Genomic DNA, 12,111 nt, shown 5'->3' on the forward strand with positions numbered 1-12,111 from the left:
CTACCACCTTTCGAGGTGGCAGGGGCACCCGCGGCTCAGTCGTGGGCGATCGCTCCCAGGATGTTGATCCGGGCGGCGCGGATCGCCGGCAGCGCCGCCGCGACCACCCCGATCAGCGCGGCCAGGCCGAGGAAGATCCCGATCTGGGACCAGGGCAGCACCAGGTCGGTGATCCCCTCGTCCTGGAGCGCCCGGACCACCGCCGCGCCGAGGCCGGTGCCGACGACGACGCCGAGCAGCGCGCCGAAGACGGAGATCACCACCGCCTCCACGGTGATCATCCGCATGGTCTGCGCCCGGCGCAGCCCGATCGCCCGCAGCAGGCCCAGCTCCCGGGTCCGTTCCAGCACCGACAGGGCCAGGGTGTTGATGATACCCAGCACGGCGATCACGATGGCCAGCGCCAGCAGGATCTGGATCATCGTGAGCAGCGTGTCGAAGCCGCTGGTCTGCTGCTCGATGAAGCTGGCCCGGTCGGCCACCGACACCTCGGGGCTGTCCGCGACCAGCGCCTCCAACTGCGGCTGCACCTGGGACACGGCCGTGCCCGGGGTGAGCTGCACCAGCGCCGTGAACGGCTGCGGGCTGGTGAACTCCGCCCCCGCCTCCTTCGGCAGCATGATCGACCCGATGGCCCGGTCGTCGGGCAGGACCGCCGTCACCGTGTACGCGTGCGGGCCCTCGCCCCGGACGAACTGGGCGGTCAGCCGGTCACCCACCGACTTGCCCAACTCCTTCGCGCCGGAGACGCTCAGCGCCACCTGGTCCGGCCGTAGCGTGGCGATCGTGCCCGCCTGCGCGGTGGTGTGGTAGATCTGCCCCATCGCGGCCAGGTCGGTCAGCGCCACCACGTACGTCCGGTCGCCGTCGACGACCGCGTTGTCGTTGTAGACGCCCACCACCGCGTGCACCCCCGGCACCGCCGCCGCCCGGTCGACCACCGCCGGGTCGAACGTCGGCGGCCGGGGCCCGGTCTGCGCCCCGGCGATCACCAGCTGCGCGTCGACGGTGCTCTCCGCCGCGCCGGCGATGCTGGACTTGGCCGAGTCGAGGATCACCGTCACCCCGGTGACCAGGGCGATGCCGACCATCAGGGCGGCGGCGGTGATGGCCGTTCGGCGCGGGTTGCGCCCCGAGTTGAGCCGGCCCAGCCGGCCCGGCACCGACCAGGCGAACAGCCCGCCGAGCAGGTACACCACCGGCCGGCTGAGCAGCGGGGTCAGCAGCGCCACCCCGATGAACGTGAACAGCACCCCGGCCAGGATCACCGGCAGCGTGGTGCCGCCGGCGTTGCCGGTCAGCCCCACCGCCAGCAGCGTGCCGCCGACGGCGGTGACCACCGCTCCGGAGACCGTGATCTTGGTCAGCGGCCGGTCCGGGGTGGCCACGTCCTGCATCGCCGCGATCGGCGGAATGCGGGCGGCCCGCAGCGCCGGCAGCAGCGCCGCCACCACGGTGATCAGCATGCCGACCGCGAAGGCGCTGATCACGGCGGCCGGCGGCACGCCCAGCCCGGCCAGGGTCAGCCCGCCGGCGAACGTGCTGAACGCCCAGGCCAGCAGCGCTCCCACCCCGATGCCCGCGCCGAGGCCGAGGACCGAGGCGATCAGCCCGACCGCGAGGGCCTCCAGCACCACCGAGCCGATGATCTGCCGCCCGCTGGCCCCGATGGCCCGCATCAGGGCAAGCTCCCGGGTCCGCTGCGCCACGATGATCGAGAACGTGTTGAGGATCAGGAACGTGCCGACCAGCAGCGCCACCGCGGCGAAGCCGAGCAGCACCTTGTTGAAGAAGGACAGCCCCTCCTTGAGGCTGGCCGCGGCGTCGGCGGAGAGCTGCTCGCCGGTCTTGACCTCGTAGCCGGTGCCGAGCGCCCGGGTCAGGTCGTCGCGCAGCGCCTCCGGGGTCACCCCGCCGGCGGCTTGCACCGTCACGCTGTTGAACGTGTCGGGCTTGCCGAGCATCAGCCGCTGCGCGGCCGGGGTGGTGAACGCGATCTCGTTCGCCCCGCCGACGGAGTCCCGCCCGCCGCTGTAGCCGAACACGCCGACCAGGGTGAAGTCGCGGCGCTTGGACTCGAACGCGGTCAGCGCGCCGACCCGGTCGCCCACCTTGACCTTGGCGGCCGTCGCGAGGGCCGCGTTGACCACGATCTCGTCGTCGGCCTGCGGCGCGCGCCCCTCCCGCAGCTTCACCAGGTCGCTCTCGCCGATCCAGTTCTGCCCGAGCTGGGGCGGCCCGAACGAGGTGACCACCTTGCCGTTGCTGCCGATCAGCCGCGCGCCGTCGGCGCTGACCACGCCGGTGGCCTCGGCCACGCCGGGCACCGCCCGGACCCGGCCCACCACGTCGGCCGGGAACGCGGGGGAGACCTGTTCGCCCTCCGCCTCGCCCACCGCGATCTTCGGCTTGGCGGCGACGTTGACGTCGATGCCGGCGTACGCGTCGGCGAAGACCGCGTCGAAGGACCGGCCGAGGGTGTCGGTGAGCACGAACGCGCCGGAGACGAACATGACGCCGAGCACCACGGCCAGGCCGGAGAGGATCAGCCGCACCTTGCGCGCCAGCAGGCTCTTGAGGGTGGCCCGGAACATCAGTTTCCCACCTCGGTGGCGGTGGGGACGTCCAGCTTCTTCATGGTGTCCAGCACCGTGTCGGCGGTCGGCTCGATCAGCTCCGAGACGATCTCCCCGTCGGCGAGGAACACCACCCGGTCGGCGTACGCGGCGGCGGTCGGGTCGTGGGTCACCATGACGATGGTCTGGCCGTGCTCGCGCACCGAGTTGCGCAGGAAGTTCAGCACCTCCGCGCCGGAGCGGGAGTCGAGGTTGCCGGTCGGCTCGTCGGCGAAGATCACCTCGGGGCGGGCCACCAGCGCCCGGGCGCACGCCACCCGCTGCTGCTGACCACCGGAGAGCTGCGCCGGGCGGTGGTCGAGCCGGTCGCGCAGCCCGACCGTGTCGATCACGGTGTCGTACCAGGCCGGGTCCGGCCGGCGGCCGGCGATCGACATCGGCAGCAGGATGTTCTCCTTCGCCGTCAGCGTGGGCAGCAGGTTGAACTGCTGGAAGATGAAGCCCACCTTGTCCCGGCGCAGCTTCGTCAGCCCGGCGTCGCCGAGGCCGGTCACCGTGGTCTCGCCGATCGACACCGTGCCCCGGGTGACCGAGTCCAGGCCGGCCAGGCAGTGCATCAGCGTCGACTTCCCCGACCCGGACGGGCCCATGATCGCGGTGAACCGGCCTCGCTCGAACTCGGCGCTCACCCCCCGCAGCGCGGCGACCCGCGCCTCGCCGCTGCCGTACACCTTCCACACGTCGCTTGCCCGGGCTGCGGCCCGCGCCTGGCGGCCTACCGTGGCGGTCACGTCATCTACCTCTTCCGTCTGGCTGCTTCCGCACCGCCCCCGCTGGTCGGTGCGGCATGTCCCCATCCTCGGCGACCGGTGCCGCCGATCCGTCCGACTCCGGAGGGAGCGATGGCGGATTTCCCGCTGCGGGTCGGCCCGGAGGGCGACTCAGGGTTCACCCTGACCGTTTCCGACCACGTTGGGCGGCGTTCCCCGGACCCGGACGCCAGAACCTGGCAACACTCAGGGTCAAACCCCACCAGCTCACCGTCGGTCGCGGTAGGTGACGATCACAACACCTCGGTACGCGTGCCGGCGTGCCCGGCGCGGCCAACGGCTACGCCCGGGGGCGCACCAGACCCGACTCGTACGCCAGCACCACGGCCTGCACCCGGTCGCGCAGCCCCAGCTTGGTCAGCACGTGCCCGACGTGCGTCTTGATGGTGGTCTCGCTGACCGACAACGCCCGGGCGATCTCCGCGTTGGACAGCCCCCGGGCCACCTGCACGAGGACCTCCCGCTCGCGCTCGGTGAGGGCGTTGAGCGCCTTCGGCGGGGCGGCGGCCGGATCGGGCAGCACGTCCGCGAAGCGGTCCAGCAGCCGCTTGAGGATCCGCGGCGCCACCACCGCCTCCCCGGCGGCGACCGTGCGGATAGCCGTCACCAGGTCCTCCGCCGGCACGTCCTTGGCGAGGAACCCGCTGGCCCCGGCGCGCAGCGCCCCCACCACGTACTCGTCGAGGTCGAACGTGGTCAGGATCAGCACCCGCACCGGCAACCGGGCGTCGACGATGGCCCGGGTCGCGGCGACCCCGTCCATCCGGGGCATCCGGATGTCCATCAGCACCACGTCGGGCAGCAGCCGGCGGGACAGCTCCACCGCTTCCAGGCCGTCGCCGGCCTCGGCAACGATGTCCAGGTCGTCCTCGATGCCCAGCACCATCCGGAAGCCGGTGCGCAGCAGCGGCTGGTCGTCGGCGAGCAGGATCCGCACCGGACGCGCCGCCGTCACGCCGTCGCTCATCGCCTGTCCTCCCGTCGCGCCGGGCCCGTCGCGGGCCCGCTGATCGTGGCACGGGCCGCGGTCACGCCGGCACCGCCCCGAACCGTTCCACGGGAATCCTCGCGTACACCCGGTAGCCGCCGCCCGGGCGGGCCCCGGTGCGCAGCGTCCCGCCGTAGAGGCCGACCCGCTCCCGCATGCCCACCATGCCGTGTCCGATCCGGTCCGGGGCCGGCCCCGGACCTCGGCCGGTGTCGGTCACCTCGACGGCCAGGAACGCCGCGCCGAAGGTCAGCCGGACCACTGCGGTGGCGTCCCCGGCATGCTTGAGTGCGTTGGTCAGCGCCTCCTGCACGATCCGGTAGACGGTCAGCGCCACCCCCTCCTCCAGGGGCCCGGGAGTGCCCTCGGTGCGCAGCGTCACCGGCAGGCCGGCCTCGCGCACCTGCTCCACCAGGGCCTCGATGCCGGCCAGGCCGGGCTGCGGGGCCAGGTCGGCGGCCGGTTCGGCGTCGGTGCGCAGCACGTCGAGCAGCCGGCGCATCTCCCGCAGGGTCGCCCGGCTGGTGTCCTCGATCGTGGCGATCGCCTCGTCGGCGGCGTCCGGGTCCCGGTGCAGCACCCGCCGGGCGCCGGTGGCCAACACGCCCATCACGCTCACGTGGTGCGCCACCACGTCGTGCAACTCCCGGGCGATGCGACGCCGCTCGTCGGCGACGGCCTGCTCGGCCAGGGACCGCTGGTTCTGCTCGGCGGAGAGGGCCCGCTCCCGCAGGGCCTCCGTCGAGGTGCGCCGGGCATGCACCGCCCGCCCCACCGCGTACGCCACCACGGCGGTGAGCAGGTTGTTGAGCACCAGGTACGCCGGGCCGACCCCGAGCATCGCGTCGTCGGCGGGGGTGAGGACGTTGACCGCCGCCACCGGCAGCCACAGCACGACCGTGGCCGCCGCGGCGGTCCGCACCGGCCGGTGCGCCGCCATCGTGTAGGTGAGCACCACGAAGGTGAGGCTCTGCGCGGTGGGGGCGGGCCCGAGCAGCGCCGGCAGGGCGAGGGTGGCCACGGCGAAGACGACCGCCGGCCACGGGGCGACCCGGCGCAGCGCCACCGGAGCGGCGCACAGCACACTCCAGGCGACCGCGACGGGCAACGGGCCGAGCTGGAACTCCTGCGGGGAGAGCAGGACGAACACGACGTCCACCAGCACCACGGCGACGGCGGACAGCGCGTCGGCGGCGAGCGGGTGGCGGCGCAGCAACGCCCTCGGCCCTCCGGTCATACCGGAACGCTAGCCGCCGCCCCGCGCGATCGATCGTCGCCGGCGACGAACCCCGTCTCCTCCTCAGGGAGGAGGCTCACTCGTCCGCCCCGGGCGGGGCGGGCCGGGACCGGGCGTCGACCAGCGGGTCCGCGCTGCCGGCGGCGGCCGGGAACGGCGGCGGGGTGCCGCCGAAGCTCGGGCACAGCGCCTGGTGGTTGCACCAGTCGCAGAGCCGGCTCGGGCGGGGCCGGAAGTCCTGCCGGGCGGTGGCCGCCTCGATCGCCTGCCACAGCGCCACCACGGTCCGCTCGAAGCGCAGCAGCTCGTCGGCGTCGGGGGCGTAGTCGCAGACCTCGGCGTCCTTGAGGTAGAGCAGCCGCAGCACCCGGGGCACCACGCCGCGGGTGCGCCACAGCACCAGCGCGTAGAACTTGAGCTGGAACAGCGCCCGGGCCTCGAACGCCTCCCGGGGGGCACCGCCGGTCTTGTAGTCGACCACCCGCAGCGCCCCGTCCGGGGCCACGTCCAGCCGGTCGAGGTAGCCCCGGATCAGCAGCTGGTCGTCGACCACCGCGGAGATCAGCGCCTCCCGCTCGGCCGGCTCCAGCCGGCGCGGGTCCTCCACCGCGAAGTAGCCCTCCAGCAGCCCCGACGCCGCGCGCAGGAACTCGGCCGTGCCGGCCGGATCGCCGGCGTCGAACAGGCCGGCCAGCTCCGGCTGCTCGGTGACCAGCCGGTCCCACTGCGGGCCCACCAGGTCGCCGGCCGCCTCCGGGGTGCGCGCGGCCGCCGGCAGGTCGAACAGCCGCTCCAGCACCGCGTGCACCAGCGTGCCCCGGGCCTGCTCCACGCTGGGCCGTTCGGGCAGCCGGTCGATGCTGCGGAACCGGTAGAGCAGCGGGCAGGTCTTGAAGTCGGCCGCCCGTGACGGCGACAGCGACGCCCGGACCGTGGCCGGCACCTCCGCCGTGGTCGGCATCCCCGCCGTGGCCCGCGCCTGCTGCTGGTCGATCACCGGTTCCGCCGTCATGCCCGGAAGGTTAGGCCACCGGTCCGACAAGCCCGTTCCGCCGCTCCGAACGGTGGGCGTCGGCGGTGGGTACGTAGCATCGGGGCGATGGAGCAGCAGACGACCCGGCCGCGGCGGCGGCCACAGCGGTCCGCCGGATTCACCGTCGGCCGGGTGTTCGGGGTGCCGCTGCACCTCAACGGGTCGATGCTGCTGCTGACCCTGCTGGTCACCGTCATGTACGCCGAGTTCGCCCGCAGCCGGCTCGACCTGTCCCAGCTCGGCGGCTACCTGATCGGCTTCGGGTTCGTCGTGTCACTGCTCGGCTCGGTGCTGCTGCACGAGCTGGGCCACGCCCTGACCGCCCGCCGGTACGGGATCGGTGTGCGGGGGATCACCCTGGAGCTGCTCGGCGGGTACACCGAGATGGACCGCGACGCCCCCACCCCCCGGGTGGACCTGCTGGTGTCGCTGGCCGGTCCGGCGGTCTCCGCGGCGCTCGGCGCCGCCGCCGTGGCCGCCACCCTGGCCCTGCCCGACGGCACCCTGGCCGACCAGCTCGCCTTCCAGCTCGCGGTGAGCAACGTCATCGTCGCCGTGTTCAACCTGCTGCCCGGGCTGCCCCTGGACGGCGGGCGGGCGCTGCGCGCCGCCGTGTGGGCGCTGACCCGGGACCGGCACACCGGCACCGAGGTCGCCGGCTGGGTCGGCCGGGCCGTCGCCGTCGGCACCGCCGCGCTGGTCGTCGTCCTCGCGGTGAACCGGCTGCTGGTGCCGCTGGCGCTGCCGCTGATGCTGCTGGTCGCGTTCACCCTGTGGCGTGGCGCGGGGCAGTCCGTGCGGTTGGCCCGGATCAGCCGCCGGTTCCCCCTGATCGACCTGCGCCGGCTGGCCCACCCGATCTTCCCGGTGCCCACCGGCACCCCGCTGGCCGAGGCGCAGCGCCGTCGGGCCGAGGGCCCCCGGCCCGACGCGGCCCTCGTCGTCACCGACGGCACCGGCCGGCCGGTGGCCCTGCTCGACCCGGTCGCCACCGCCGCGGTGCCGCCGGAGCGGCAGCCGTGGATCGCCGTCGACGCGGTGTCCCGCTCCCTGGCCACCCTGCCCGCCCTGCCGGTCGGCCTGGACGGCGAAGCGGTGATGGAGGCCGTGCAGACCCACCCGGGCGCGCAGTACGTCGTGACGGCAGGCGAAGATGTCGTCGGCGTTCTGCACATCGCGGATCTGGCGCAGCTCCTGGAACCCAAACGGAAGATGAACACGTGACCGCACATCCCTCCGCCCTGCCGGCCGACCCCGGCACACCGGTGCCCGCCGACCCCCCGGCGCCGCCGTCCGTGCCGATGACTCCAGGTCGCGACGCGGCGTCAGAGGCACCGAGCCGGAACCATCGCAGGGGGCCGTTCCGCCCCGGCGACCGGGTGCAGCTGACCGACCCGAAGGGGCGGATGCACACGGTCACCCTGGAGCCCGGCAAGGCGTTCCACACCCACCGGGGCATCCTGGACCACGACACCCTGATCGGGCTGCCCGACGGCAGCGTCGTGACCACCTCCGGCGGCGGGACCGCGTTCCTCGCCCTGCGCCCGCTGCTGTCGGACTACGTGCTGTCCATGCCGCGCGGCGCCCAGGTGATCTACCCGAAGGACTCGGCGCAGATCGTCGCCATGGGCGACATCTTCCCCGGCGCGAAGGTGCTGGAGGCCGGCGCCGGCTCCGGGGCGCTGAGCTGCTCGCTGCTGCGGGCCGTCGGCACCACCGGCGAGCTGCACTCCTATGAGGTACGCGACGACTTCGCCCAGATCGCCCGGCGCAACGTCGAGGCGTTCTTCGACGGCCCGCACCCGGCGTGGCGCCTGCACGTCGGCGACGTGGCCGGGTGCGCCGAGACCGGCTTCGACCGGATCATCCTGGACATGCTGACGCCGTGGGAGACCCTCGACATGGTCGAGCGGGCGCTGCTGCCCGGCGGCGTGTTCATCGGGTACGTGGCCACCACCCCGCAGTTGTCCGAGCTGGTGGAGGCGCTGCGCGAGCGCGGCGGCTGGACCGAGCCTCGGGCCTGGGAGTCGCTGGTGCGTGACTGGCACGCCGAGGGCCTGGCCGTGCGCCCCGACCACCGGATGATCGCGCACACCGCGTTCCTGGTCTCCGCCCGCAAGCTCGCCCCGGGGGTGACCGCCCCGCCTCGGCGGCGCAAACCCAGCAAGGGCGCCGAGGCGTACGCCGAGCGGCGGCAGGTGCTGCGGGAGGCCGAAGCGGCCCGGCAGGCCGCCGCGGCCTCGGCCGCCGTGGCGCCTCCCGAGGCGACGGAGGAGCGGGACACGCCGTGACCAGCCAGCGAAACGGTCGGGCGTGAGCGGTCGGGCGACCGGGCCGGGCGGGACGCGACCCGCCGGCCCGGCCCGGCCGGCGGGAGGCGGCATGGGCGAGCGGACGGGCCGGCCCGGCACGGGCGGGTACGGCGACGGCGGTGAACGGGGGGAGGCGTCGTGAGTCAGCCCGGCTTCGGCGGTCAGGACGTGCCGGCGGTCTTCCCCGACTGGTCGCCCTACACCGACCTGGAATCGGCGGCCCGGGCCTATCTGCGGGACCCGGACGTCGCCCTGGAGGCCCTCGGCGGGGTGCTGCGCGGCGCCTCGGTGCTCGGCTTCACCCTGGAACGCTTCGTCAACGAGGTCAACGGGGTGTGGCAGGAGGTGGTGGTCTGCGACGGCAGCCGCCTCGTGCTGTGGCACGGCGAGGACGTGCCGCCGGGCGAGGGGCCGCCCGGGGCGATGACCTCGTCGCTGCGGGTGGTGCCGGTGTCCACCGTCACCGAGGTGGGCTGCCGGCGGCGGCTCACCCGGGCCGACGACGGCGGGATACGGGTCGACAGCATCGACGTCTACCTGCTGCTCACCTCGCTGGACGAGGCGCCGCCGGGCGACGAGGCAGGCGGGGCACCCAGGCACGACGCGCTGCGGTTCGGCAAGACTCTCGACGACGGCGGGGCGGGGCAGATCGCCCGGTTGGAGGAGTTCTCCCGGCTGGTCGCCTCGGTGGTCGGCCGCCCGGTGCTCTGAGACGCGGGCCGCCCCGGCCGGGGCGGCCCGGCGCGGTCAGTCGTCCTCGGCCTCCGGGCCGGCGACCTCGACGCCGTCGCTGCCGCGCACCACATGGATGCACTCGCCCGGGCACTCCTTCGCCGAGTCGATCACTTCCAGGCGCAGGTGTGCGGGCACGTCCACCCGGCTCGCCGGGGCCAGTCGGAGCTCGCCGTCGGGGCCCTTGACGTACGCCAGGCCGTCGACGTCGAACTCGAAGACCTCCGGCGCGTACTGCACGCACAGGCCGTCACCCGTGCAGAGGTCCTGATCTACCCAGACCTGCAACGTGTCGGTCGCGACCTCGGCCATCGGTGCACCCCCCCATGTTCTCCCGTCCCACGTCACGACGGTACCCGAACGCCCGGACCTGCCCCTGCGGCCACCCTGGCGATCAAGGTTCGGTGACGAGGGCGTTGCGTGGGACCGAATCGGCCTCATAGCGGCTAGTGTTAGGGCAGAACGTTCAAGCCCCCCGGGGAGGTGGGACGTGGCACGCAGCGACGACGCGGACTCGCGCGCCGCACGGTGGGAGAAGGAGGCCCACGATCTCTCCACGCAGGTCGCGTTCCTTCAAGAGGAACTCGCCCTGGTGCGGCGCAAGTTGACCGAAAGCCCCCGACACGTCCGGCAGCTCGAAGAGCGGCTGGCGGCCACCCAGGCACAGTTGGCGCGGCTGACCGAGAACAACGAACGGCTCGTCGGCACTCTCAAGGAGGCCCGGGCGCAGATCGTGACGCTCAAGGAGGAGATCGACCGCCTCGCGCAACCGCCGAGTGGCTACGGTGTCTTCCTGGCGGCGCACGAGGACGGCACGGTGGACGTGTTCACCGGGGGGCGCAAGCTCCGGGTCGCCGTCTCACCCTCGCTGGACGTCGCGGAATTGCGGCGTGGCCAGGAGGTCCTGCTCAACGACGCGCTCAACATCGTCGACGCGTTCGGCTTCGAGCGGGTCGGCGAGGTGGTGATGCTCAAGGAGATCCTCGTGGGTCCCGACGGCGCACCGGGCGACCGGGCGCTGGTGGTGTCCCACTCCGACGAGGAGCGGATCGTGCACCTCGCCGACACCCTGATCGGTTCGCCGATCCGGGCCGGTGACTCGCTCATGATCGAGCCCCGCTCGGCGTACGCGTACGAGCGGATCCCGAAGAGCGAGGTCGAGGAGCTGGTCCTGGAGGAGGTGCCCGACGTCGACTACACCGACATCGGCGGCCTCCAGTCACAGATCGAGCAGATCCGCGACGCGGTGGAGCTGCCGTTCCTGCACGCCGACCTGTTCCGCGAGCACCAGCTCCGCCCGCCCAAGGGCATCCTGCTCTACGGGCCGCCAGGCTGCGGCAAGACGCTCATCGCCAAGGCGGTGGCGAACTCCCTGGCCAAGAAGATCGCCGAGCGACTGGGTAAGGAGAGGCACACCAGCTTCTTCCTCAACATCAAGGGCCCGGAGCTGCTCAACAAGTACGTCGGCGAGACCGAGCGGCACATCCGGCTGATCTTCCAGCGTGCCCGGGAGAAGGCCGGCGAGGGCACCCCGGTGATCGTGTTCTTCGACGAGATGGACTCGATCTTCCGGACCCGTGGCTCCGGCGTCTCCTCGGACGTGGAGAACACCATCGTCCCCCAGCTGCTCAGCGAGATCGACGGCGTGGAGGGCCTGGAGAACGTCATCGTCATCGGCGCCTCCAACCGGGAGGACATGATCGACCCGGCCATCCTTCGCCCCGGCCGGCTCGACGTGAAGATCAAGATCGAGCGGCCGGACGCCGAGGCGGCCAAGGACATCTTCTCGAAGTACATCCTCGCCGGGCTGCCGCTGCACGGCGACGACCTGGCCGAGCACGGCGGCGATTCCCAGGCCACCGTCGCGGCGATGATCGACGCGGTCGTGCTACGGATGTACTCCGAGACCGAGGACAACCGCTTCCTCGAGGTGACCTACGCCAACGGTGACAAGGAAGTCCTCTACTTCAAGGACTTCAACTCCGGCGCGATGATCCAGAACATCGTCGACCGGGGCAAGAAGATGGCCATCAAGGAGTTCCTCAGCTCCGGTCGCAAGGGCCTGCGCCTGCAGCACCTCCTCGACGCCTGCGTCGACGAGTTCCGGGAGAACGAGGACCTGCCCAACACCACCAACCCGGACGACTGGGCCCGGATCTCCGGCAAGAAGGGCGAGCGGATCGTCTACATCCGCACGCTCGTCTCCGGCGGCAAGGGCACGGAGGCCGGCCGGGCGATCGAGACCGCCAGCAACACCGGTCAGTACCTGTAGGCCGACCAGCACGCTGCGGGGCCCGCGACACCACTGTCGCGGGCCCCGTCGCGTCCCGCCGCCCGGGACCGTCCTCGGGCGACACCCGACCCGGCCCGCCCGCCACACCCCCGCACCGCTCGGCGCGGACT

General features: G+C 73.2%; 10 protein-coding genes. 4 read left to right on the forward strand and 6 right to left on the reverse strand.

Going from position 1 to position 12,111, the window contains the following annotated elements; genetic code table 11:
• Positions 1 to 35: 35 nt before the first annotated feature.
• The 5 genes from ABT023_RS08500 to ABT023_RS08520 all read right to left on the reverse strand — a co-directional run bounded on the left by ABT023_RS08500 (position 36) and on the right by ABT023_RS08520 (position 6,643).
• Positions 36 to 2,594 carry an ABC transporter permease gene (locus tag ABT023_RS08500; RefSeq protein ID WP_350883119.1) on the reverse strand — a complete coding sequence of 853 codons (2,559 nt, stop codon included), beginning with the start codon at positions 2,592 to 2,594 and terminating at the stop codon, positions 36 to 38.
• Entirely contained in the window at positions 2,594 to 3,367 is a 774-nt protein-coding gene (locus ABT023_RS08505; protein ID WP_350883121.1) for an ABC transporter ATP-binding protein, read from the reverse strand. The genes ABT023_RS08500 and ABT023_RS08505 overlap by 1 nt, the downstream gene beginning before the upstream one ends.
• 319 nt (positions 3,368 to 3,686) lie before the next feature.
• Positions 3,687 to 4,373 (reverse strand): response regulator, encoded by a 687-nt coding sequence (locus ABT023_RS08510; protein WP_350883123.1) that lies wholly within the window; start codon positions 4,371 to 4,373, stop codon positions 3,687 to 3,689.
• Positions 4,374 to 4,434: 61 nt separating this feature from the next.
• Complete coding sequence (locus ABT023_RS08515; protein ID WP_350883125.1) at positions 4,435 to 5,631, reverse strand: sensor histidine kinase; 1,197 nt, start codon at positions 5,629 to 5,631, stop codon at positions 4,435 to 4,437.
• Between the two features lie 76 nt (positions 5,632 to 5,707).
• Complete coding sequence (locus ABT023_RS08520; protein WP_350883127.1) at positions 5,708 to 6,643, reverse strand: RecB family exonuclease; 936 nt, start codon at positions 6,641 to 6,643, stop codon at positions 5,708 to 5,710.
• Between the two features lie 153 nt (positions 6,644 to 6,796).
• Here ABT023_RS08520 and ABT023_RS08525 point away from each other — a divergent pair, with 153 nt between their 5' ends.
• From ABT023_RS08525 to ABT023_RS08535, 3 genes are all read left to right on the forward strand, one after another.
• Positions 6,797 to 7,888: a site-2 protease family protein gene (locus ABT023_RS08525; protein WP_502890623.1), complete on the forward strand. Its 1,092-nt coding sequence runs from the start codon at positions 6,797 to 6,799 to the stop codon at positions 7,886 to 7,888.
• Entirely contained in the window at positions 7,885 to 8,955 is a 1,071-nt protein-coding gene (locus ABT023_RS08530; protein WP_502890617.1) for a tRNA (adenine-N1)-methyltransferase, read from the forward strand. The genes ABT023_RS08525 and ABT023_RS08530 overlap by 4 nt, the downstream gene beginning before the upstream one ends.
• 159 nt (positions 8,956 to 9,114) lie before the next feature.
• On the forward strand, positions 9,115 to 9,687 hold the full coding sequence (locus ABT023_RS08535) for a hypothetical protein (protein WP_350883131.1): 573 nt from the start codon (positions 9,115 to 9,117) through the stop codon (positions 9,685 to 9,687).
• 36 nt (positions 9,688 to 9,723) lie between these two features.
• Here ABT023_RS08535 and ABT023_RS08540 read toward each other — a convergent pair whose 3' ends face one another.
• Entirely contained in the window at positions 9,724 to 10,020 is a 297-nt protein-coding gene (locus tag ABT023_RS08540; RefSeq protein WP_350883133.1) for a ferredoxin, read from the reverse strand.
• Between the two features lie 178 nt (positions 10,021 to 10,198).
• Here ABT023_RS08540 and arc point away from each other — a divergent pair, with 178 nt between their 5' ends.
• Complete coding sequence (gene arc / locus ABT023_RS08545; RefSeq protein WP_350883135.1) at positions 10,199 to 11,980, forward strand: proteasome ATPase; 1,782 nt, start codon at positions 10,199 to 10,201, stop codon at positions 11,978 to 11,980.
• Positions 11,981 to 12,111: the final 131 nt, after the last annotated feature.

The sequence above is a fragment of the Micromonospora sp. NPDC002296 genome (genome assembly GCF_040296145.1).
Taxonomy (GTDB): domain Bacteria; phylum Actinomycetota; class Actinomycetes; order Mycobacteriales; family Micromonosporaceae; genus Micromonospora.

What these genes read in the sequence shown, in the direction of transcription:
- ABT023_RS08510 (WP_350883123.1), bottom strand. Translation starts at nt 4,373, where the DNA reads ATGAGCGACGGCGTGACGGCGGCGCGTCCGGTGCGGATCCTGCTCGCC.
- ABT023_RS08540 (WP_350883133.1), bottom strand. Translation starts at nt 10,020, where the DNA reads ATGGCCGAGGTCGCGACCGACACGTTGCAGGTCTGGGTAGATCAGGAC.
- ABT023_RS08515 (WP_350883125.1), bottom strand. Translation starts at nt 5,631, where the DNA reads ATGACCGGAGGGCCGAGGGCGTTGCTGCGCCGCCACCCGCTCGCCGCC.
- ABT023_RS08500 (WP_350883119.1), bottom strand. Translation starts at nt 2,594, where the DNA reads ATGTTCCGGGCCACCCTCAAGAGCCTGCTGGCGCGCAAGGTGCGGCTG.
- ABT023_RS08520 (WP_350883127.1), bottom strand. Translation starts at nt 6,643, where the DNA reads ATGACGGCGGAACCGGTGATCGACCAGCAGCAGGCGCGGGCCACGGCG.